Source organism: Amycolatopsis sp. NPDC059657 (assembly GCF_042734395.1).
GTDB lineage: Bacteria > Actinomycetota > Actinomycetes > Mycobacteriales > Pseudonocardiaceae > Amycolatopsis.
The window spans coordinates 4014-25803 of sequence record NZ_JBHWEB010000031.1; the positions used below are offsets into that span (position 1 = coordinate 4014).

18 protein-coding genes are annotated in these 21790 nt (G+C 68.9%); 8 read left to right on the forward strand and 10 right to left on the reverse strand.

What is annotated here, in order from left to right; translation table 11 throughout:
• Positions 1 to 150: 150 nt before the first annotated feature.
• The 3 genes from ACFV15_RS18650 to ACFV15_RS18660 all read left to right on the forward strand — a co-directional run bounded on the left by ACFV15_RS18650 (position 151) and on the right by ACFV15_RS18660 (position 4150).
• Entirely contained in the window at positions 151 to 1572 is a 1422-nt protein-coding gene (locus tag ACFV15_RS18650) for a cytochrome P450 (RefSeq protein WP_378351715.1), read from the forward strand.
• 190 nt (positions 1573 to 1762) lie between these two features.
• A complete protein-coding gene (locus tag ACFV15_RS18655) occupies positions 1763 to 3616 on the forward strand; it encodes a diguanylate cyclase domain-containing protein (protein ID WP_378351716.1) in 1854 nt (617 codons plus the stop codon).
• Between the two features lie 72 nt (positions 3617 to 3688).
• Positions 3689 to 4150 carry a peroxiredoxin gene (locus tag ACFV15_RS18660; protein ID WP_378351717.1) on the forward strand — a complete coding sequence of 154 codons (462 nt, stop codon included), beginning with the start codon at positions 3689 to 3691 and terminating at the stop codon, positions 4148 to 4150.
• Here ACFV15_RS18660 and ACFV15_RS18665 read toward each other — a convergent pair.
• From ACFV15_RS18665 to ACFV15_RS18680, 4 genes are all read right to left on the reverse strand, one after another.
• Positions 4119 to 4673, reverse strand: coding sequence for a GNAT family N-acetyltransferase (locus ACFV15_RS18665; RefSeq protein ID WP_378351718.1), 555 nt, complete (start codon positions 4671 to 4673; stop codon positions 4119 to 4121). The genes ACFV15_RS18660 and ACFV15_RS18665 overlap by 32 nt on opposite strands.
• 36 nt (positions 4674 to 4709) lie before the next feature.
• Entirely contained in the window at positions 4710 to 5891 is a 1182-nt protein-coding gene (locus ACFV15_RS18670; protein WP_378351719.1) for an LCP family protein, read from the reverse strand.
• 99 nt (positions 5892 to 5990) lie between these two features.
• Positions 5991 to 7232: a class I SAM-dependent methyltransferase gene (locus ACFV15_RS18675; RefSeq protein WP_378351720.1), complete on the reverse strand. Its 1242-nt coding sequence runs from the start codon at positions 7230 to 7232 to the stop codon at positions 5991 to 5993.
• A gap of 55 nt (positions 7233 to 7287) precedes the next feature.
• On the reverse strand, positions 7288 to 7983 hold the full coding sequence (locus ACFV15_RS18680; RefSeq protein WP_378351721.1) for an alpha/beta hydrolase: 696 nt from the start codon (positions 7981 to 7983) through the stop codon (positions 7288 to 7290).
• A gap of 123 nt (positions 7984 to 8106) precedes the next feature.
• Between ACFV15_RS18680 and ACFV15_RS18685 the strand changes: the two genes are divergently transcribed.
• Both ACFV15_RS18685 and ACFV15_RS18690 read left to right on the forward strand, forming a co-directional pair.
• On the forward strand, positions 8107 to 8835 hold the full coding sequence (locus ACFV15_RS18685; RefSeq protein WP_378351722.1) for an SIS domain-containing protein: 729 nt from the start codon (positions 8107 to 8109) through the stop codon (positions 8833 to 8835).
• A 112-nt stretch (positions 8836 to 8947) separates the two neighbouring features.
• On the forward strand, positions 8948 to 10108 hold the full coding sequence (locus ACFV15_RS18690) for a serine hydrolase domain-containing protein (protein ID WP_378351723.1): 1161 nt from the start codon (positions 8948 to 8950) through the stop codon (positions 10106 to 10108).
• Between the two features lie 42 nt (positions 10109 to 10150).
• On the opposite strand, the gene ACFV15_RS18695 is transcribed toward ACFV15_RS18690, so the two are convergent.
• The gene (locus tag ACFV15_RS18695) at positions 10151 to 12010 is read right to left on the reverse strand and encodes an ABC transporter ATP-binding protein (protein WP_378351724.1); all 1860 of its coding nucleotides are present in this window, start codon (positions 12008 to 12010) and stop codon (positions 10151 to 10153) included.
• A gap of 180 nt (positions 12011 to 12190) precedes the next feature.
• On the opposite strand from ACFV15_RS18695, the gene ACFV15_RS18700 reads away from it, so the two are divergent.
• Entirely contained in the window at positions 12191 to 13471 is a 1281-nt protein-coding gene (locus ACFV15_RS18700; protein ID WP_378351725.1) for a glycosyltransferase 87 family protein, read from the forward strand.
• Here the strand turns inward: ACFV15_RS18700 and ACFV15_RS18705 are convergent.
• From ACFV15_RS18705 to ACFV15_RS18715, 3 genes are all read right to left on the reverse strand, one after another.
• Positions 13458 to 13667 (reverse strand): helix-turn-helix domain-containing protein, encoded by a 210-nt coding sequence (locus ACFV15_RS18705; RefSeq protein WP_003071237.1) that lies wholly within the window; start codon positions 13665 to 13667, stop codon positions 13458 to 13460. The genes ACFV15_RS18700 and ACFV15_RS18705 overlap by 14 nt on opposite strands.
• A 178-nt stretch (positions 13668 to 13845) precedes the next feature.
• On the reverse strand, positions 13846 to 15474 hold the full coding sequence (locus ACFV15_RS18710) for an ABC-F family ATP-binding cassette domain-containing protein (protein WP_378351726.1): 1629 nt from the start codon (positions 15472 to 15474) through the stop codon (positions 13846 to 13848).
• A 140-nt stretch (positions 15475 to 15614) separates the two neighbouring features.
• Positions 15615 to 16511 carry an SMP-30/gluconolactonase/LRE family protein gene (locus tag ACFV15_RS18715; protein ID WP_378351727.1) on the reverse strand — a complete coding sequence of 299 codons (897 nt, stop codon included), beginning with the start codon at positions 16509 to 16511 and terminating at the stop codon, positions 15615 to 15617.
• Positions 16512 to 16580: 69 nt separating this feature from the next.
• Here ACFV15_RS18715 and ACFV15_RS18720 point away from each other — a divergent pair, with 69 nt between their 5' ends.
• The gene (locus ACFV15_RS18720; RefSeq protein WP_378351728.1) at positions 16581 to 17030 is read left to right on the forward strand and encodes an Lrp/AsnC family transcriptional regulator; all 450 of its coding nucleotides are present in this window, start codon (positions 16581 to 16583) and stop codon (positions 17028 to 17030) included.
• A gap of 37 nt (positions 17031 to 17067) precedes the next feature.
• On the opposite strand, the gene ACFV15_RS18725 is transcribed toward ACFV15_RS18720, so the two are convergent.
• Positions 17068 to 19332, reverse strand: coding sequence for a LuxR C-terminal-related transcriptional regulator (locus tag ACFV15_RS18725; protein ID WP_378351729.1), 2265 nt, complete (start codon positions 19330 to 19332; stop codon positions 17068 to 17070).
• Complete coding sequence (locus tag ACFV15_RS18730) at positions 19325 to 20503, reverse strand: Hsp70 family protein (RefSeq protein WP_378351730.1); 1179 nt, start codon at positions 20501 to 20503, stop codon at positions 19325 to 19327. Before ACFV15_RS18730 ends, ACFV15_RS18725 begins: the two co-directional genes overlap by 8 nt.
• A gap of 194 nt (positions 20504 to 20697) precedes the next feature.
• On the opposite strand from ACFV15_RS18730, the gene ACFV15_RS18735 reads away from it, so the two are divergent.
• Positions 20698 to 21768 carry an IniB N-terminal domain-containing protein gene (locus tag ACFV15_RS18735; protein ID WP_378351731.1) on the forward strand — a complete coding sequence of 357 codons (1071 nt, stop codon included), beginning with the start codon at positions 20698 to 20700 and terminating at the stop codon, positions 21766 to 21768.
• Positions 21769 to 21790: the final 22 nt, after the last annotated feature.

Consider the following 21790-nt stretch of genomic DNA (forward strand, 5'->3'; position numbering starts at 1 on the left):
GGGCTTGTTTTTTGTTCGTGGTTTTGGTTTGGCCGTTACCCACCCCCACAACCAACCCACGACCCCAACTTGATCGAAGGCTCTGTTGACGTTGCGCCAATAGAGGAGGATGGTAGGAGGCTGAGCTTCTCGCCGAGGAGAGGTGCGCAGATGAGCAAGCTGCTCGATCGAGTACCGCCGTTGACCGCGCTGCCGCTGCCCCGCTCGGTCGACCGCCGCTGGCTCGCCAGCCAGGGCCCCGTCACCGAACTCGCGCCCGCACCGGAAGGCCTCAAGCCGATCCTCGGCGACGCCGGCGCGCCGATCGTCGGGCACTCGCTCAGTTTCATGCGCTTCGGCCAGGAATTCGGCCTGCACCGCTACGCCGAGTTCGGCCCCGTGTCGTGGATGGGCGCGTTCGGCAACCGCATCATCACGGTGACCGGCGCGGACGCCACACAGGCCGTGCTCACCAACAAGGACAAGGCGTTCTCCCAAGAGGCGTGGCAGTTCTTCATCGGCAAGTTCTTCCCGCGCGGGCTGATGCTGCTGGACTTCGCCGAGCACCACATGCATCGCCGGATCATGCAGCAGGCGTTCACCCGCGACCGGCTCACCGGCTATGTCGCACAGATGGGACCGACGGTCCGCGAAGGCGTCAAGGCGCTCGCCGCCGATCCGCATCCCCGGCTCTACCGCGCGCTCAAACAGCTGACCCTCGACATCGCGAGCCGCGTGTTCATGGACATGCCCAGCGGCAAGGACGCCGACGAGATCAACCGCGCGTTCGTGGACGCCGTCCGCGCCGGCACCGCGATCGTCCGCCATCCCGTGCCGGGCGGCCGATGGGCGGCAGGCCTGCGCGGACGCAAGACGCTCGAGGCCTACTTCGGGCGTAATCTCGCCGCCAAACGCCACAACGACGGCGCCGACCTGTTCTCCGCGCTGTGCCACGCGTCCACAGAGGACGGTGAGCGGTACACCGACGAGGACGTCATCAACCAGATGATCTTCCTGATGATGGCCGCGCACGACACGAGCACGATCACCAGCACGACCGCCGCCTACTACCTGGCGAAATACCCGCACTGGCAAGAAAAAGCCCGCGAGGAGTCACTGAAACTCGGCGACGGCATCCCGGACATCGAAGCGCTGGAGAGCCTCCAGACGCTCGAACTGGTCATCAAGGAGTCGCTGCGGCTGGTGCCGCCGGTGCCGACCATGGCCAGGCAGACCGTCAAGGACACCGAACTTCTCGGCTTCCACTTGCCCCAAGGCATGATGGTCAGCGTTTCGCCCACCGCCAACCATTTCGACCCCGCCCACTGGACGGACCCGCACGAGTTCGACCCGGAACGCTTCGCCGAGCCGCGCCGCGAGGACAAGGCACACCGGTTCGCGTGGATGCCGTTCGGCGGCGGCGCGCACAAGTGCATCGGGCTGCACTTCGGAATGCTGGAAGTGAAGGCGCTACTGCACGAGATGCTGCTCAGCTACGAGTGGCACGTGCCCGAGTCTTACACCGCGCGTTGGGACTATGTATCCTTGCCGGTGCCCGTCGACGGTCTGCCGGTGCACTTGGTCAAGCGTTAACACGGTTGGCATAACCCCCACCCGCCCAACGTCACGGAGAGTAGTCATCCCAGGCGTGATGATCACTCTTTCAGCCGGTAGACACCCCCCTTTCCACATGATGGCGTGGCATGACTCTCCGCCAGAATTGGTCTTGTGCCGACCGCACATGGCCTGACCTGGCGTTAATCCCCGTGTGAAGAGGTGGAGTGTGCCGGAACCTGGTGCCGCGCCAGGGTTGGTGGACGTCGCCCGCGAGTGGGCGGCGGCATTGGCTGACACTAAAGGAGTATCCCTTCCCCCGGAGGAGCTCGAAGGCATCCTGCTGAAGGTCGCGACCGACGCGATCGCCAGTACCCAGGCCGCGCAGTCCGCCGCGCTCCAGCGGTTCGCGGCGCTCTACTCCGCCTCACCGTCCGGCATCGCGCTGGCCGACCGCGACGGGATCATCGTCGAGGCCAACGACGCGCTCGGCGAGCTGCTCGGCTGCGCGCCGGAATCGTTGCGCGGCAGGACCATCAGCGGCCTCGCCGCCACCGAGCGCGACGCCACCACCCTGCGCATCGGGCTGGAAGACCTCGACTCCCCCTCGCTCAGCCGGTTCCGCGAGCGCGTGCTGCTGCAGCACGCCGAGGACGGCCAGCTCTGGACCGACGTCACGCTCGCGCACCTGCCGGGCGACGCGCCGGGCGCGCGATACCCGGTGCTGATGGTGTCCGACGCCAACGAGGTGCACCTGCTGCAGGAAACGCTGCGGCACCAGAACATCCACGACGCGCTGACCGGCCTGCCCAACGCCTCGCGTTTCAAGACGAAGCTCGAATCCGCGCTCGGCACCAGGGCCGGCGGCCAGATCGCGCTGATCTACCTGGACATCGACGGCTTCAAGGTGATCAACGACGGGCTCGGCGCCGGCGTCGGCGACCAGGTGCTGCGCGGCGTCGCGAGCAAGCTGTCCGCGGTGTTCACGCCGGTGCACGACGGCTTCGTCTCACGGCTCTCCGGTGACGGCTTCGGCATCCTGCTGCACGGCGCCGACATCGCCCCGACCGAGGTGATCGGGCTCGTCGAGCGCGCGCTCGAAGATCTCGCGGAGCCGATCTACCTGGGCGGCCACGGCATCGGGGTCAGCGCGAGCGCGGGCATCGTCGTCCGCCCGGTCACCGACGGCGGACCGGAAGAACTCTTGCGCGCCGCCGAAATCGCGTTGCACCGCGCGAAAGAGGCAGGCAAGGCGCAGTGGATGCTGTTCGATCCCGAGCTCGACGCCAGGGACCGTGCGCGCTATCAGCTCGGCGCCGTGATCGCGGGCGCGCTGGAGAACGGCGAGTTCTCGCTGATCTACCAGCCGACGGTCAAGCTCGCGAAGCCCGAGGAGCTCGCCGCGGTCAACGCCGGCCTGCGCTGGAACCACCCCGAGCTCGGCGAGCTCGACTCCGACGAGTTCTACCCGCTCGCCCAGACCACCGGCATGACCATCCCGCTCGGGCGCTGGCTGCTGGCCGAGTCGCTCGCGGCGACCTCGCGCTGGCGGTCCAGATTCGGCCCGGCGGCGCCGGATGTCTGCATCCGGCTGCCGAACCGGCTCGCCATCGACCCCGACCTGGTGCTGCTCGTCAAGGAACAGCTCGACCGGAACAACCTGCCCGCGCAGGCGCTGCGGCTGTGCACGGACCGCGAGTCCGTGCTCGACACCCGCGGCGAGGTGCTCGACTCGTTCGCGGTGCTCGCCGACCTCGGCGCCAAGCTGGTGCTGACCGTCACCGGCAGCGCCGACCTGGAGCTGATCCCGCAGCACCGGTTGCCGGTGCGGCACGTGATCCTGTCCGGCGCGGTCATCGACGCGCTCGCCGACACCCCCGGCGACGCGGCCGACCGTCACCTCGGCCAGCTCGTCACCCGTGCGCGCGAGCTGGGCCTGCGCATCGGCGCGGAGGGCGTGCGGCACGACGAGCAGGCCGCGAAACTCAAGTCACTCGGCGTGATCGCCGCACGCGGCGCGTTCGTCGCGGAGACGGCCACCGGCGACGAGGTCGACGAACTCATCGAGCGGCACGCCGACTAGATTCGGGCCAATCCCGGGCGGCAGCGGCGCCGAATACCGGAGAGAACCGCCGTCGACCCCGAAAGGACCTCCATGGACCAGGGAGACTTCGCCCCGGACTTCACCCTGCTCGACGACCAGGGTGAGGAGCGCAAACTGTCGGAGTTCCTGAACTCGGGTCCGGTGGTGCTCTTCTTCTACCCGGCCGCGATGACCGGCGGCTGCACGGCCGAGAGCTGCCACTTCCGCGACCTGGCCGCCGAGTTCGCCGAGGTCGGCGCGCAGCGGGTCGGGATCAGCCCCGACTCGGTCGCGAAGCAGCGGATGTTCTCGGAGGCCAACAACTTCGACTACCCGCTTCTGTCCGATGAGGACGGTGAGGTCGCGAAGCAGTTCGGCGTCTGGCGCCGCTTCAACCCGCTGCTGCACACGAAGCGGCACACGTTCGTCATCGACACGGACCGCAAGATCCTCGAGGTCATCAAGAGCGAGCTGAACTTCACGGTCCACGCCGACACCGCGCTCAAGGCGCTGAAGGCCCGCCAGGGTTCGTGAGCCGCCACACGACGTGGATGCCGTTGCAGGCCCAGCCACCGGGTTCGTCGGCCTCGTGCCGCTCGACCTCGGTGAAGCCCAGCCTGCGCGGGATCGCGCCGCTGCGGACGTTCTTCTCGTCGTGCATGATCTCGACCCGCGTGGCGCCCACCCGGAACGCCTCGTCGACGAGCACGCCGGCGACCCGGGTCATCAGGCCGCGGCCGGTGTGCTCGGGGGTGAGCCAATACCCGATCTCCAGGCCACCGTGCCCACGCCGGGTCATCAGCCCGCACGCGCCGGCCAGCTCGCCGCCGACGAGGATCTTGTAGTCGAAGGTCTTCCCTGCGTCCCAGGTCTCGCGGGCGCGGGTGATGAACTCGGTACCGTCGGCCATCGAGTAGCCGTTGCCGACCCAGCCGACCCAGGGTTCGAGGTGGCTCAGCGAACGGTTGACCGCACCGTGCACCAGCGCGACGTCGGAAGGCCGCCAGCGCTGTAGTTCGAAGCCGGGACCGGGCAGGGTTTCCGCGGGTCGCTCCATCGAAGCATCGTCCCGCGGAAACCCCGCCCGTGCCACCTAATTCACGATCACGTTGTCCGGGATCGCGGTGTCGTCGCGCAGCGCGTCGAACAGCGCCTTGGACTTGACCTTGTCCCACCGCTCGGCGGACGCGTCCGTGATCGGCACCGTGGTGGTGACGACGCCGCCGGTGGAGATGCCGCGCATCGCCATCGCCAGGCCCACCAGGTTGTGCAGGTGGTCACCGGAGTCGATGGTCAGCGCGTCCGGCGCCGTGGACAGCAGCGGGAACAGGTCGAACGGGTTGAGCAGCGTGGCGGGGCTGGCGATCTCGCTGACCATGGCGCCGATGAACTTGCGCTGGTTGGCCACCCGGTCGAGGTCCGAGCGCGGCGTCGCCGAACTGTGCCGCATCCGGACGAAGCCGAGCGCCTGCGCGCCGTCGAGGTCCTGGCAACCGGGTGCGAGCTTGACCCCGGTCATCGAGTCGTCCATTTCCTTGTCGAGGCACATGTTGACGCCGCCGATCGCGTCGACGATCTTCGCGAACCCGCCGAAGCCGATCTCGGCGTAGTGGTCCATCCGCAGCCCGGTCGCGCCTTCGACGGTCTCCAGCAGCAGCGGGGCGCCGCCGAGCGAGAACGCCGCGTTGATCTTGTTGGTGCCGTGGCCGGGAATCTTGACCTGTGAGTCACGCGGCAGGCTCAGCAGCGTCGGCGTGGTCGAGTTGTCGGGGATGTGCGCGACCATGATCGTGTCGGTGCGCTTGCCGCCACCGGCCGCCTTGCTGTCCCCTGTGGACAGACGCTCGATGTCGGCCTCGGTCAGGCCGTCGCGGCTGTCGGAGCCGACGATGAGCCAGTTGGTCCCCGAAGCGGCCGCCGGACGGCCCGAGTAATCGTGTACCGCGTCGGTGCGGTTGATCGAGAACTCGAGGTACACCCACACACCCGCGAGGAACACCACGAACACGAGCAGCAACGTGAGCAGCACGCGCCCGAAGCCCCATTTACGGCGCCTCGGCGGACGCTGGCCGCCCATCGGGGGCTGCTCCTGAGGCGGCATCTGACGGGGCGGAGGCGGCGGTGGCGGGGTGCGCACCGGTGAGTCGTCGTAGTACTCGCTTCGGCCGGATTGGCCTGGCAGCGGCATCATTCTGGTGTGCTGCCGTGGCCGCGGTGAGGACTGGCGAGGCCTCGCGGGCTGGCCGTAGCCGCCGTCGTTGCCGCCGTAACTCATCGCTCATCACCCGTTCTCATCGGCGTCTGGGGCCCCCAGTGAACCGCAGGCCCTCTGTGTAAGGACGCGCGGCACCCCGACAGGTTGGGTATTTGCCCGTTATCGGGCGAACCCAAACTGGTGCACCTTGAGGTAGCCCGAGCGGAAACCCGCCTCCGAGTAGGCGAGATAGAACTCCCACATGCGGCGGAACACCTCGTCGAAGCCATGTTCGGCGACCTCGGCCCACCGCTGGGTGAACCGCTCACGCCAGATTTTCAGCGTGCGCGCGTAGTCCTGCCCGAACTCACGCAGCCCATGCGGGGTCAGCCGCGCGTGCTCGGCCAGTCCCTGCTCGATCGAGGTGACCGACGGGATCAGCCCGCCGGGGAAGATGTACTTGTGCATCCAGGTGTACGACGCCGCGCTCGCCAGCATCCGGTCGTGGTTCATGGTGATGGCCTGCAGCCCGAACCGCCCGCCAGGCCGCAGCCGCTGCCCGATCGTGGCGTAGAACGCCGGCCAGTAGTCGGCACCGACCGCTTCGATCATCTCGACGCTCACGACGGCGTCGTACTCGCCCTCGGACTGGCGGTAGTCGCACAGCCGGACGTCGATCCGGTCACTGAGCCCCGCTTCGGCGATCCGGCGGGTCGCCAGCGCCCGCTGCTCCTCGGAGATGGTCAACGACGTCACCCGCGCGCCGCGCTGGGCCGCACGGATGGCGAGCTCTCCCCAGCCGGTGCCGATCTCGAGCACTTCACTGCCCTCGCGCACGCCCGCGTAGTCGAGCACGCTGTCGATCTTGCGGTGCTGCGCGGCGGAAAGGTCGTCCTCCGGGCCGAACAACGCCGATGAGTACATCATCGTCTCGTCGAGGAAGGTGGCGAACAGGTCGTTCGAAAGGTCGTAGTGGCGGTGGATGTTCGCCCGCGCGCCTTCGATGGTGTTGTGCTCGTCTGCCGGGTGCCGCCGGTCGACGAACCGCCGGAACCGTTGCAGCGTCGGCGGAATCAGCGTCGCCATCCGCGCGGCGAACGGGGTGAGCAGCTCCGCCAGCCGGTCGGAACTCCAGTCACCGGCCATATAGGACTCACCGAAGCCGATCTTCGCGTCGACCCCGAGCCGGTGGAAGAACGCCGACGGCCGGTGCAGCCGCATCTCGGGCGCGTCTTCGCCGCCCGAGCCCAGCACCTCACCGCCGGGGAAGACGACGCGCACGTCCAGCGGGCGCACGGCCCTGCGGAACAGGCTCTCGGCGATACGGGCGCGCAAGGGTGAACGCGGCGCGTCCGCCAGTCCCGGCCAAGGGTCCTCTTCGGACTCCCGGCGCGCGCTCCGGTCAACGCTCGACGTGGTCAAGGCACTTCCTCCCAACCTCATTCCGCCGATACCAATGGTATTCCAGCCCGGCGGTTCACACCGGGATTCGCAGCCGCTCCGGCGCCGGCTTGGTCCAGGCCGAGGCCAATGTCTCGTCTTCGGATTCACCCGATACGACGTCGAGCACGAACGCGACCACCAGCCGGGTCCAGACGGCGGCCCGGCGCAGCATCGCGTGCCCCTCGGCGGCCACCTCGAACCGGGCGAGCCTGCTCGCGCCCGGCTGGGCACGCCCCGCGTAGAAGAAGGATTCGGCCGGATCGGTCATCCGATCACTGGTGCCGTGCACGATCAGCACGGTCCGCCCGTCGAGCGCGCCGACCGGCTCCTTGGCAGGCGTCCACGGCGCGAGGCCGCACACGGCGACCACGGCCGGGTCGTCGGCGACGCGGAAGGCCACGCGTCCCCCCATCGAGTGGCCGATGAGGATGATCGGCACCCCGGGATGCTCCGCGTGGATGCGCTCCAGCGCCCACCGGGCGTCCTTGACCGGGTCGAGGTCGGGCGCGTTCCAGCCGCGGACGCGGTTGCGCAGCTGCCAGACCTCGGCACCCCGCTTGCGCGCCACCCGGTGCACCGCCTTGGCGAGCGGCACCATCCGCAGATAGGCCAGCCGCCACGGCTTGGTCGGGCTCAGCCCCCGTTCGGCGCCACCGTGCAGCACCAGTACCACCGCACGCACCGGTCCGGCCGCCCGCCTGACCGTCACCACCGGAAGCCCGTCACTCACCCGCGTACTCCTCCCGTCTGCTGGGACACGACCGCCCAGCTGGCCCAACCCGGTCATTCTGTCCCGCTGTTCCCCGCTCCCGCGCGATAGATTCGGCGCCGATCGTCAACTGGAAGGGCGGGTGTGGTGAGCACCACTCAACTGTGGGACCAAGCCTCGGAGATCCTGACCGAAGCGCAGCGTACGAACGAGAAGCAGATCGACGAGGCCGCCGGGCTGATCCTGGACACCATCCGCGCCGACGCGCTGGTGTTCAGCGCGGGCGCGGGGCACTCGCTGGCCGCGGTCGCGGAGACCTTCTACCGCGCGGGCGGCCTGGCCAACGTGTACCCGCTCTATCACCCTGAGCTGCTGCCGCTGCACGGCGCGCAGCACAGCACCGCCACCGAGCGCCGCAGCGGGCTGGCCGACGAGGTGCTCGACCAGAAGCCGCCGGGTCCCGGTGACGTGCTGGTCGTGTTCTCCACCTCGGGCGTCAACCCGTACCCGGTCGAGCTGGCCATCAGCGCCAAGAAGCGCGGCGCGTCGGTGATCTCGGTGACCTCGCGCGCGTGCATCGCGGCCGCGCCGAAGCGGTCTGTCTCGACGCTGGCCGCGGAGGGCACGGTCGTGCTCGACACCGGCATCAGGGTGGGCGACTCCAGTTACCCCGCGGAGTCACCTGTCACCGCGCCGCTGTCCACTGTGGTCAATGCCTATATCTGGAATCTCGTGCTGACGCGCGTGCTGGACCTCGGCACGGCGGCGGGCGTCGACGTGCCGCTGTGGCGAAGCTCCAACGTGGAGGGCGGCGACGCCGCCAACACTTCACTGCTTTCGCGTTATGTACCAAGGATTCCCGCCTTAGCGTAGCCGTACGGCTCCGGCTGGTAGTGCTCCTTGACTTCGGTCACAGCGGCTCACATGCTACGACATACCGACCAGTCGGTGTCCTCGCGTCAACGCTGACCAAGGGAGCGCCCCCATGGCGAACCAGACCCTCACAGTCCAGATACACGGCGAATGCGCCACCGGCTTCGAGCCGGTTCGCCAGGCCTTCGAGGAGAACTTCCACGCCAGAGGGGAACTGGGCGCCGCGTTCGCGGTGACCCAGCACGGTGAAACGGTCGTCGACCTGTGGGCGGGGTGGGCGGACGCGGGCCGGACCAGGCCTTGGGCGGCGGACACGCTGACCAACGTCTGGTCCACCACCAAGGGCGCGGTCGCGGTCTGCGCGCACCAGCTCGCCGAGCGCGGGCTGCTGGACCTCGACGCGCCCGTCGCCCGCTACTGGCCGGAGTTCGCGGCCGCCGGGAAGCAGGACATCCCGGTGCGGTGGCTGCTCGCGCACCGTTCCGGGGTGACCGGCGTCGGCCTCGATCACCCGATCGGCATCGAGACCGTCCTCGACTGGGACGCGATGACCGCGCTGCTGGCCGCGCAGGCGCCGCATTTCGAGCCGGGCACCGCGAGCGGGTACCAGGCGATGTCGTTCGGGTTCATGGTCGGCGAGGTCATCCGCCGCATCACCGGGCAGACGGTCGGCACGTACTTCCAGGAGAACGTCGCGGGCCCGCTCGGCCTCGACTTCCACATCGGACTCCCCGAGTCCGAGCACGCCCGCTGCTCCGAGATGGTCGAGCCGGTCCTGACCTCGGAGGCCGCCAGCGCGCTCGCGACGGCCTTCGCCAACGCCGGCCCGATCGCGCTCGCCGCGCTGGTCAACCCTCGGATCGAGGGCCACCACGCGAACGACCCGGCGTGGCGCTCCGCCCAGATCCCCGCCGCCAACGGCCACGCCACCGCCCGCGCGATCGCCTCGCTGTACGGCGCGCTGACCGACGGTTCGCTGTTGTCCCGGCAGACGGTCGAAATCGCGCGCACGGGCCAAGGCCGCGAGGTCGACCTCGTCGGCGGCCTCGGCAACGAGTGGGCGCTCGGCTTCTATCTCGGCAGCGAGGAGAAAGCGTTCGGCCCCAACCCGCGTGCCTTCGGCCACGACGGTTTCGGCGGCTCCACGGGTGGAGCGGACCCCGAGTCCGGTATCGCCTTCGGCTACACCATGAACCAGATGGGCCCGCTCCTGCGCGACGACCCCCGCAAAATGGCACTCGTGAACGCGGTCTTCGCCTCACCGGGGTCGTGAGTGGTATGGCCGGTTAGAACCGGCCGTACCACTCACGAGCCCTTATGCCGCAGCGGGTTCCTCGGCGAACTGGGTGTGGTAGAGGTCGGCGTAACGGCCTTCCAGTGCCAGCAGTTCGTCGTGGGTCCCGCGTTCGACGATCTCGCCGTGTTCCAGTACCAGGATCTGGTCCGCGGCGCGGATCGTGGACAGGCGGTGCGCGATCACCAAGGCGGTCCGGCCTTCGAGTGCCGACGAAAGTGCTTCTCCCACAGCGGCTTCCGACTCGGAGTCGAGGTGTGCGGTCGCCTCGTCGAGCACGATCACGCGAGGCTGCGCGAGCAGCAGGCGGGCGATCGTCAGGCGCTGGCGCTCACCGCCCGACAACCGGTATCCCCGCTCCCCCACCAAGGTTTCCAAGCCGTCGGGCAGGCTGCGGATCAGGTCCGCCAGGCGCGCGCGGTCCAGCGCGTCCCAGATCTCGGCTTCCGTCGCGTCCGGGCGCGCATAGGCCAGGTTCGCGCGGATCGTGTCATGGAAGAGGTGGCCGTCCTGGGTCACCACGCCCACGGTCTCCCGCAGTGACTCGAAACTCAGGTCGCGCACGTCCACATCGGACAGCCGGACCGAACCGGTGTCCACATCGTACAAACGCGGCAGCAGGGAGCCGATCGTCGACTTGCCCGCACCCGAAGAGCCGACGAGCGCGACCAGCTGACCGGCCTCGGCGCGGAAGCTGATGCCGTGCAGCACCTCTTCGCCGCCGCGGTGGTCCAAGGTGGACACGTCTTCCAGCGACGCGAGCGAGTACCGGTCCGCCGCCGGGTAGCCGAACCGCACGTCCTTGAACTCGACCGAGACACCCCCGGCGGGCACCCGCTCCGGGTCGGCCTTCTCCTTGATCATCGGGTCGAGGTCGAGCACCTCGAAGACGCGCTCGAACGACACCAGCGCGGTCATCACGTCCACCCGGACGTTCGCCAGCGCGGTGAGCGGAGAGTAAAGCCGGGTCAGCAACAGGGCAAGCGCCACAACGGTTCCTGGCGCGAGCTCACCCTTCAGCGCGAGCCAGCCGCCGAGCCCGTAGACCAGCGCCTGCGCCAGCGCGGACACCAGCGTCAAACTACTGAGGAACCAGCGGGTGAGCATCGCGGTCCGCACGCCGATGTCGCGGACCCGCCCGGCGCGCGCGGCGAAGTCGTCGGCCTCCACCTGCGGCCGTCCGAACAGCTTGACCAGCGTCGCGCCCGGCGCGGAGAAGCGCTCGGTCATCTGGGTGGTCATGCCCGCGTTGAGGTTCGCGGATTCCCGCTGCAGCGTGGCCATCTTGCGGCCCATCCGCCGCGCGGGCAGCACGAACACCGGCAGCAGCACCAGCGCGAGCGCGGTCACCTGCCACGAGAGCGTCATCATCACCGCGAGCGAGAGCGCCAGCTGGATCACGTTGGTCACCAGGCCGGACAGCGTCGCGGTGAACGTGCGCTGCGCGCCGATCACGTCGTTGTTCAGCCTGCTGACCAGCGCGCCGGTGCGAGTCCTGGTGAAGAAGGCGACCGGCATCTTCTGCACGTGCTCGAACACCGCGCGCCGCAGGTCGAGGATCAGGCCCTCGCCGATCCGTGCCGACTGCCAGCGTTCGGCCAGTCCCAATCCGGTGTCCGCGACCGCGAGCGCCGCGATCACCAGCGCGAGGCCGATCACCAGCCCGGTGTCGTGCCCGGCGATGATCCCGTCGACCACCTTGCCTGCCAGCACCGGCCCGGTGACCGCGAGCACCGCGGAGATCACGGTGAGGATCAGGAACACCGCGAGCCTGCGCCAATGTGGCTTGGCGAACCGGGCGACCCGGCGCGTCGTGCCGCGCGCCAGCGCCTTCGGCTTCTCCTTCATCGCCGAGCTCATCAGCGACCAGGTGTTGTCCATACCATCCCCAAATCTCTACTTAACCCTAGCTTTTTTCCGCATATTGCCTGGACAACGCGGGGTGCTACCGAAATCTTCCCGAACCGTACGCCTCTTTCCCGCACCGAGGCGACCTGGTTCCGGCCCGCTCGGTAACCTGCTGGTCAGCGGGGTTGACGGCGAAAAAACGGAGGTACGGGAATGCGGACGCTGACCGCGGGCGTCGGCACGGACCGCCGGGCGCTGTCCATCGACCTCGCGTTCTATCTGGGCTGTTTTGCCTTCGCCTTACCTACCGCGCTCGTTTCGGAGTTCTACGGCTATCGCGTGTGGGGCAATTTCGCGACCGTCGGCTATGGCATCGCCGCCGTTTACACCGGCTGGCTGCTTGCGAAGCCTATGCAAGAAAAAGCGTGGTCCCGCTGGGTCGGCATCGGTTCGATCGGTTTGTTCGCCATGGTGATCCCGCTCGGTGTGCTCGTCGTGCGGCGGCTCACCGGGGTGGACTGGCTGATCACGCCCTTCTCGTGGGCCGCGCAGCCCGAGGTGTGGGTGATCGAGCGCTCCGCACGGCTGCTGCTCGACCACGGCACGCCGTATGTCGACATCACCGCGCTCGGCCGCGCGCCCGAGGTCAACGACTACACGCCCTACGAGCCGGTGATGACACTGTTCGGCCTGCCACGGGCGCTGTTCGGCGGCAACCCGGTGACCAACGCGCTCACCGACGCGCGGCTGATGTTCGCGCTGGTGGCCGTTCTCTGTGTGCTGGCAACGCTTCGGCTGCTCAAGTGGCCGAAGATCCCCGTGCGCGGCGCCCAGCTGGCACTCGCTTGCCCGTTGACCACGCTGACCTGGGCGGTCGCCGGTCCCGATCTCGCGATCGCCGGGCTGCTGATCCTCGCCTGCGCGCTCGCGGCGCGCGACAAACCTGTCCTATCCGGACTCGTGCTCGCGCTTGTGGTCAGCGCCAAGGTGATCGTCGCACCCGCGCTCGTGGTGTTGGCCATTGTTGTGCTCAAGCGCTTGGGGAAACGAGCTCTCGGTGCGTTTTTGACCACCTTCACCGTGATCACGGCGGCGGTGAACGTTCCCGTGTTCCTGGTGGATCCGCGTGCCTACGTCGAGCACACGATCCGCTTCCCGTTCGGGTTCGGTGCGGTGACTTCGCCTGCGGCAAGCCCCCTGCCAGGGCATTTGATCGCCAGCCTAGGCCAAGTAGGCAAGGCGATGAGCTTCCTGCTGCTCGCCGCGGCGGCTGCCGCGATCCTCGTGTGGTTGGTACGCCGGCCCCCCGCGGCTGGCTGGGACGCATTGCTGCGTATCGCCACCGGACTCGGCGCCTTCACACTTCTCACGCCGGCGACACGATACGGGTACCTCGTCTACCCGCTCGTGCTGCTGGGCGCCATGCTTGTGTTTCGCGAGATGGAAGAGCCCCCCGCTCCCCTCCCGCAAGCAGCCTCAGCTACTTCTTCTTGACCCGGGTGGCGCCACCTCGCCCACGCAACTGGACGCCTGACTCCGAGAGCACGCGGTGCACGAAACCGTAGGAACGGCCGGTCGACTCGGCGAGCGCCCGGATGCTTGACCCTTTTTCGTACTTCTTCTTCAGGTCAGCGGCCAGTTTGTCGCGAGTGTTGCCGGTGATCCGTGCGCCTTTCTTCAGATCGGCCACGTCGATCCGCCTTCCGCCTGAGAGTGTTCTGGGCCACAATCAGCCCCTGCCGGGGCAATGATCGAACACTGAGCGCCGGAATGCCATACGACAGGCATAAAACTGCCGGAATTGCGATCACATTGGGCCATTCCAGTGCTTCTGGCGGACTCGCCTAGCACCCGAATGGCCGTATCGATCACGCAAGCTGGACAAGTTCGAGGTATTCGTCCGACCAATGATCCTCAGTGCCGTCCGGCAAGAGGATCACGCGCTCCGGTTCGAGTGCCTGCACCGCACCGGGGTCGTGCGTCACGAGCACCACGGCGCCCGCGAAGCTCCGCAGCGCGTCGAGAACCTGTTCGCGGCTGGCGGGATCGAGGTTGTTCGTCGGTTCGTCGAGAAGCAACACGTTGGCAGCGCTGGAGACCAGACCGGCGAGCGCGAGCCTCGTCTTCTCGCCACCCGAGAGCGTCCCGGCGGGCTGATCGAGCTGCTCGCCGGTGAACATGAACGAGCCGAGCAGGTTCCGCAATTCCTGCGCGCCTGTGTCGGGCGCGGCATGACGGATGTTCTCCCACACACTCGCTTCGTGGTCGAGTGTTTCGTGTTCCTGTGCGTAATAACCCAACCGCATACCGTGACCCGGAACCATCTCGCCGGTATCCGGCGTTTCCATTCCGCCGAGCAACCGCAAGAGCGTGGTCTTGCCGGCACCGTTCAATCCCAGAACGACGACCTTCGAACCACGGTCGATCGCGAGGTCGACTCCGGTGAAAATTTCCAACGAACCGTAGGATTTCGAAAGTCCCTCGGCGGTAAGCGGCGTTTTCCCGCACGGAGCCGGGTCCGGGAAGCGGATACGGGCGACCTTGTCGGCCACGCGCTGCTCGTCGAGGTTCGCCAGCATCTGGTTCGCACGACGTGCCATGTTCTTGGCGGCGACGGCCTTCGTCGCCTTCGCGCCGAGCTTCGCGGCCTGCTGCTGCAACGCCGACGCCTTCTTTTCGGCGTTGGCACGCTCACGGCGCCTGCGCTTCTCGTCGGTGGCGCGAGCGTCGAGATAGCGCTGCCAGGACATGTTGTAGTTGTCGAGTTCCCCGCGAGTGGCGTCGAGGAACCAGACCTTGTTGACGACATCGGCGAGCAGATCGACATCGTGGCTGATCACGACCAGGCCACCGTCATGCGACTTGAGGAACCCGCGCAGCCAGGTGATGGAGTCGGCGTCGAGGTGGTTGGTCGGCTCGTCGAGCAGCAGGATCGTCTCCGACTTGCCGCCAGCGCCCGCTTCCGCGGCGGCGAACAGGATCCGCGCCAGTTCCACGCGACGGCGCTGGCCGCCCGAAAGCGTCTGCAAGGTCTGCGAAAGAACCCGATCGGCGAGACCGAGATTCGAGCAGATTCGCGCGGCCTCGCTCTCGGCCGCGTAGCCGCCGAGCGACGCGAAGCGCTCCTCGAGGCGGCTGTACTTGCGGACGACCTTGTCCCGCTGGGCCTCGTCGACGAGTTCGGACATGGCGGTCTGCGCCTTCTCCATGTCCCGCACCAAGGTGTCGAGCCCGCGCGCGGAGAGCACGCGGTCCTTGGCGGTGACCGAAAGATCACCTTCGCGAGGATCCTGCGGCAGGTAGCCGAGTTCGCCGGTGCGGCGGACCTCGCCCGCGTGCGCCTCGCCTTCACCGGCGAGCACCTTCAGCGAGGTGGTCTTGCCGGCGCCGTTGCGGCCGACGAGGCCGATCCGGTCGCCCTGCTGGATGCGGAGTGTGGTGTCGGACAGGAGGATGCGCGAGCCAGCACGCAGCTCAAGGCCCGTGGCCGTGATCAAAGGAACTCCCAGAGATGGGGGTGGAGGTGGACAGCTTCGACGAGCCGATCGGCATGATCGGCACGGAGCTACTCCAAGAGGATGTCCACACGATCAGTGTACGGGGCCACGTCCACGGGTTTTCCACTTGGTGTCCGGCCTCACGGATACCGGGCGCCGTTGATGTTCACCCGCAGCGTGTAGAGCGAGCTCGAAGCGGTGATGAAGAGCTCGTTGCGGCGGGCTCCACCAAAGGTGAAGTTCGAGCAGACCTCCGGCATCCGCAGCTTCCCGATCAACGTCCCATCGGGCGCGAAACAGTGCAGCCCATCGCGCGCCGCGGACCAGACATTGCCCTTCGCGTCGACCCGGACGCCGTCGAAGCCGCCGCTGTCGCAGGTACCGAAGATCCCGCCGCCGGCGAGGCCCGCGCCCTTGACGTCGAAAACCCTGAGATGGCTGGGCTTCTGCCGGGTGTCGGCGATGTAGAGCTTCGACTCGTCGGCCGAGAAGGCGAGTCCGTTCGGCCTGACGAAGTCGTCGGCGACCATGGTCACGGAGCCGTCGGGGTCGGCGCGGTAGACGTTGCAGGCGCCGATCTCGCTCTCGGCCTGGTAGCCCTCGTAGTCGCTGTCGATGCCGTAGCTGGGGTCGGTGAACCAGAGCGAGCCGTCCGAGTGCTCGACGACATCGTTGGGGCTGTTGAGCTTTTTGCCGTTCCACGCGTCGGCGATGACGGTGATCGAGCCGTCGTGCTCGGTCCGCGTGACGCGGCGGGTGCCCTGCTCGCAGCTGACCAGCCTGCCCGTCCGGTCGACCGTGTGACCGTTCGCGTAGCCCGACGACTGGCGGAAGACGCCGACCTGGCCGGTCGTCTCGTCCCAGCGCAGCGTGCGGTCGTTCGGGATGTCGCTGAAGACCAGATAGCGGCCTGCCGGGAAGTACGCGGGGCCCTCGGTCCAGCGGCAGCCGGTGTGCAGACGCTGCATCCACTCGTCGCCGTTGATCCTGGCGAAGCGCTCGTCGAGCGACTGGAAGTCGGCTTTGACCATATCCATCGTGGCACCCCATACTCAGAATGATGTTCTGTATTCAGACTGCATCGCCGAAGCTGATATGGTCAAGGCGTGGATGATTTGGATCGCACTCTGCTGACGGAGTTGCAACGGGACGCCACCCAGGCGTATGCGGCGCTCGGCCAGGCAGTCGGCCTGTCGGCGGGCGCGGCGCATGAGCGCGTGCGGAAACTGCGGGACCAGGGCGTGATCCGACGCACCACGGTCGACGTCGACCCGGCCGCGGTCGGGCGCGGCGTGATGGCTTACGTGCTCATCGAAGCCAACGCGTGGATGGGCGACTCCCCCACGAAGACCGCGCTCGAGGAGTTGCCGGAAGTGGTGGAGGCACACGTGATCGCGGGTCCCGCGTCGCTTCTCGTGAAGGTGCGCACTTCCACGACCGAGGAACTCCAGGCCGCGCTGCGCAGGCTCTTCTCGATCGACGGCGTCACCGGAACCCAGACGATCGTCGTGCTCGAGTCCTTCTTCGAACGCCCCGTTGACGTGACTGGGTCGTGAGTGTTCCCGACGGTTAGAACCGTCGGGAACACGACCCTCAGCGAGCCAAAAGGTCCCTGAGATGGGAAAGCAGGTCGCTGCGGGTGGGTGCGCCGAGACGCTGGCGCATGCGGGCCATGTGGTGCTCGACCGTCTTGGCCGAGATGAACAGTCGCTCGCCGACCTGCTTGTACGTCAAGCCGTCCAGCACGAGCTCGGCGACCTCGATCTCACGGTCGCTCAGCTTCGGCGCGACGGCGTCCTCTGTGGACTCGGGTTCCGGGTCGCCGCGCAGCGCACGCGCGCAGTCCAGCAGCAGCACCATCGCCTTGCGATCCGAAGTCCGGATCGCCGCCTGACCCGCCAGTCGCGCGCCATCCCACCAAAGACCGGCCGCGTGCAGGCCACGCGCGGCCGCTTCGACCTCCACGGCGTCGACGTCGCCGCGCAACACCCGGAGCCAGCTGCGGGCCGCGGCCGCCAAGGCCGGCGGGAAATCGCCCAGCGCGGCCACGTGCTGCTCGGCTTCGGCCGGATGCTCGGCCAGGATCGCCGCGTGCAGGCCACTCCAGTGCAGCGGCGCCGACCACAGTGGAGGGTCGCCGAGCGCGGTCACCAAATCCCTGGCCTGCTTCAAATGCGGAGCGATCCTGGCCTCGTCGCCAAGTCGCGCGGCGGCCACTTCGAACTCGCCGAAGGCCAGCAGGGTGAACAGGTCGACGCGCTGCCGGATGACGGCTTCGCAGGCCTGGCCCCAGATGCGGCGCAGTGCGGTGAGATCGCTGCGGCGGCGGGCGAGTCCGACTTCCAGCGCGACCGACATCAGCCAATCACGCGGCTCCAAAGTGGACCCGGCCGCCGCGAGACGTTCGTCCGCGAGCGTCAAGTCGCCGCGGACCATCGCGATCCACGCCAATAGCAACCGGTGACGCGCGGCGAGAATCGTGCCGCCGGAACCGGCGGCCAGCGCGCGTTCCAGCACCGGCTCGGCGATCGACAACTCTCCACTGTGGAGCGCGACGATCGCGGCCAGCGCCGCCGGGGTGTCGGGGAGCAGCACCGAGTCGCCGACGGGCTCCAGCAACTCGGCCGCGGAGACCAAAGTGGACAAAGCGACCGCCGGTGATCCGGTGACCGACTCGGCGATTCCCCTTGCCATGGCGTCGATCGCACCGGACAGCAGTGTCGGCGGAGCGTCCTCATCGGACCCGCCGAGCTGAGCGAGCGCTTCGGCAAGTCGACCGGCGCCGAAGAAGCCGACCGCGGCGAACGCGCCCGACCGGGCCCAGCGGTGCAACTCCGCGCTGCGGTCGAGACTGCCCCGGTGTGCCAGCGCGACGGCCGCCACGCTAGCGGCGTCGCGGCGTTCCTCGGCCTCACGGTTCGCGACGACCTGGTCGGCCAGCCGGAGCGCCGTGTCGAGGTCCCCGGACCGGGCCGCGGCCTCGGCCCAGCGCGCGCCGATCTCGCCCGCGGGGGTGCCCGCGTCGACGGCCGCGCTGTACAAGCGGGCCGCCAGCGCCGGTTCGGCGGCCATCGCCTCACCAGCCGCCGACGTGAAGAAACCAGCGCAGTAGGTGCCGGAAAGCCCATCATCAAGCCAATTCCTGGCCATAGGCAGCAGTGGCCCGCCGCGCAGCAGGCTCAGTTCGGCCAGCCGCCGCCGTACCGCCTCGCGCTGTTCGACGGGCACGACCGCGCGCAGCGCCCGCACCGCGATCGGCAGCAAAGTGCCGTCTGGTCCCAACAGCCCGGTCGCCCTGGCCAGCTCGATCTGCCCGGCGACGTCGTCGAAATCCTCGGCGAGCAACTCGAAGTCGGCACCCGCCTCGATCGCGGTCAGCAGCCGCAGCGTGCCGGGATCAGAGTGGTCGAGGCTGTGTCCCAGCTCCGCGACATCGCGGCGCATCACCAGGCCCGGCACACCGCCGGTCTGCGCGTGCGTGAACGCCGCGCGCTCCGCGCCGACCGCCTGCTCGACCTGGCGCAGGTCGAAGGGCCGCAGCACGATCTGGCCCCGCATCCGGCCGAGCAGCTCGGTCAGCCCCGCCGGGCGTGGCCGTGGCCGGGCCGCGACGACGAGACCCACGTCCGAGTCCGAAGCCAGCTCGCTCAGCGCCGCGAGTTCGTCCACGCCGAGCAGGTGCGCGTCGTCGACGAGCCGGATTTTCGTGCTGTCGCACAGATTTCCGAGGTGATCGAGCAACGCGGTCTTGCCGTACTCCCCCGGCGCGACGACGGCGAGGCGGACGGGTGCGAGCGAGCCGTCGGCGATCGCTTCGCACAGACGCCTGGTCGGCTCGTCGAGGATCAGGTCAGTCATCGCGGCCGCCAGCTTTACGGCCGGGCAGCACGAAACGCTTCGGCGGTTCGAGTGGCGTGATCTCGACCGGCGGGCGCGGCGGCGGCTCCGGCTCGTCGTCGAAGACGGCCACCTCCTCGCGGACCGGGGGCGGGACGAACTCGGGCTGCGGTGCCATCCGGGGGCGCGCGGCGAGCGCGGCTCCCCGGCAGACGGCCGTGCCCGGATCGGGATCGACGATCACCGGGCAGCCGAATTTGTCCTGTGCCAGATCGGTGACCAGCGGAACGCGCGCGCTGCCGCCGACCAGCGCGACCGCGGCGGGCAGCGGGGTCGCGACGCGGCACAGCCGTTCGATCGCGGTGGCCAGCACCGGCCGCGCGAGATGTTCGAACTCCGCGCGGGTCAGCGGCATTTCGCCGAGCGCGCCCAGCGAAACCGAAACCTCCGGCGCCAGTGACAACCGTTCCTTCGCTTCCCGGCAGGCGGCTCGCAGGCCGACGGTCTCCGTGGCCTCGACTCCGGCCGTCTCGAGAACATAGTCGAACAGCAGGTCATCGAGCCGCGCGCCCGCACCCGAAGCGGAACCATCGACGTGCGTCAGGATCTCGAACCCGGCCGGATTCCGACGCAGGATCGCCGATTCGACGTGCTCACCGCCGAGACGGCAGGCCGCCAGGACCGATCCGACGTCGACCGCCTCGCGCACGAGCGGGCTTTCGGCGGCCGCGATCGGGCTCGGCAGCAGCAAAACCCCTGGCAGGCCCGCCGCTTCCAGAGACGCGTGCAAGACAGCGCGCCGATGTGGCCCCCACCCCGGCGGATGGGTCAGCACGATCCGGTCGGCCGGTCCGCCCTCGAGATCGGCGACCTCGTCGACCACCCAGCCCGCGAGCGTCGCGGCGAGCAGCTCCGCCGGGTACCTCGCCCCGCCGACGAGCATCGGGATGTCGTCACCGACCCGGCTCATGAACCCCCTGGCCAGGCCGTCCGGTTCGGCGACGGCGCGGCGCAGCGCGTCCTGCCCGATCAGCGAAGACCCGTCGCGCCCGACGTGCAGCACGGACTCGAACCAGCGTGCGCCGCCTTCGAAGGCCACGACGTCCGGATCACCCCAGGTGCCCTGCGCACGCCTGCACACCGCCGCGGTGGTGCGGGTGTGGCCGAGATCGATCCCGACGACATAGGGCACGCGCGAATCCTCCGAATGGGCGAGTAGAAGGTTCCCCTTCCTACCAAAGTCTTTCCCCGGGGGTGAATCCCCTAATCCCCTAACGGAGCAATCCCCGATCGGCCGGAGGGATACGGGGACGTTCCCCGATGCCACCCCCGGCCAAGATCCCTAACGTTGCGGCAAGCTCAAGGACGAACAAGGAGATACAACCGGTGATTCAGCAGCCGACCACCCTGCACGACTTCGTGTACAACCTGCTCACGGACGACGTGGCCCGGTCCGCGTTCGGCGCCGACCCCTCCGCCGCGCTCGCCGGCGCCGGTCTGCACGACGTCACCCCGCAGGATGTCCAGGAGGTCGTCCCGCTGGTCCTCGACTACGCCCCGGCCGGTGTGAACCTGCCCGTCGGCACCGACAGCGGCTCGGTCATCGACCAGCTCACCGCCGTCGCCAAGGCGGGCTCGCTGCCCCAGGTCGACGCCCCCGACGCCGGTTCCTTCGGTGGCGGCGTGCACGGCACCTCCCCCGCCGGTGACTACGAGGCAGGCCTCGTCGCCGACACCACCGGTTACGCCGCCGGTGGCTCGCTGACCAACCCCGCCGGTGACTTCGGCCTGGAGACCGCGGGCACCTTCGCCGACTTCGGCATCCCGGCCGTTCCCGCCGTGCCCAGCCTCCCGGGTGTCCCCGCCGTTCCGGGTGTCCCGGCCGTGCCGACCATCCCGAACGCCCCGGCCGACCCCCGCTTCGACCTGCCCGCCGACCCGGCCGGTCAGCTCGACGGCGCGCTGGACAAGGTCTCCGCCGGCACCATCGCCAGCTACGTCGCGGGCGGCGGCGACGCCTTCGCGGACATCGCGGGCTACGACGCCACCACCCTCGGTGAGTACCTGACCCGCACCGGCGTCCCCGGCGCCGACCACATCGCCCCCGCCGGCGGCCAGGTCGAGCACCAGCTCCACGAGGGCACCCACGCCGTGTCCGACCAGATCGCCAACGCGCCGATCCCCGACGCCGGCGCCCTGCCGGCCGTCCCCGGCGTCCCGGGTGGCCTGCCCACCGACCTGCCGCAGGTCCCGCACCTGCCGGTCGACCTCCCGCAGGTCCCGCACCTGCCCGTCGACCTGCCGCACCTGCCGGTCGCCAACCCGCTCCCCCACGCCGACGTCACGCACACCGTGACCGACGCCGTTTCGCACAGCCCTCTCGGTGACGTGGCAACTCCCGCCCACGACGCCCTGCCGCACGCGGTCGACGCGCCCACTGACCTCCTTGGTCACTGATTTACGACCGCGTGAGCGGGGC

Excerpts from the sequence above, each read along its gene's own strand:
- ACFV15_RS18650 (WP_378351715.1), top strand. The coding sequence starts at position 151 with ATGAGCAAGCTGCTCGATCGAGTACCGCCGTTGACCGCGCTGCCGCTG.
- ACFV15_RS18660 (WP_378351717.1), top strand. The coding sequence starts at position 3,689 with ATGGACCAGGGAGACTTCGCCCCGGACTTCACCCTGCTCGACGACCAG.
- ACFV15_RS18665 (WP_378351718.1), bottom strand. The coding sequence starts at position 4,673 with ATGGAGCGACCCGCGGAAACCCTGCCCGGTCCCGGCTTCGAACTACAG.
- ACFV15_RS18670 (WP_378351719.1), bottom strand. The coding sequence starts at position 5,891 with ATGAGTTACGGCGGCAACGACGGCGGCTACGGCCAGCCCGCGAGGCCT.
- ACFV15_RS18690 (WP_378351723.1), top strand. The coding sequence starts at position 8,948 with ATGGCGAACCAGACCCTCACAGTCCAGATACACGGCGAATGCGCCACC.
- ACFV15_RS18695 (WP_378351724.1), bottom strand. The coding sequence starts at position 12,010 with ATGGACAACACCTGGTCGCTGATGAGCTCGGCGATGAAGGAGAAGCCG.
- ACFV15_RS18700 (WP_378351725.1), top strand. The coding sequence starts at position 12,191 with ATGCGGACGCTGACCGCGGGCGTCGGCACGGACCGCCGGGCGCTGTCC.
- ACFV15_RS18715 (WP_378351727.1), bottom strand. The coding sequence starts at position 16,511 with ATGGATATGGTCAAAGCCGACTTCCAGTCGCTCGACGAGCGCTTCGCC.
- ACFV15_RS18725 (WP_378351729.1), bottom strand. The coding sequence starts at position 19,332 with ATGACTGACCTGATCCTCGACGAGCCGACCAGGCGTCTGTGCGAAGCG.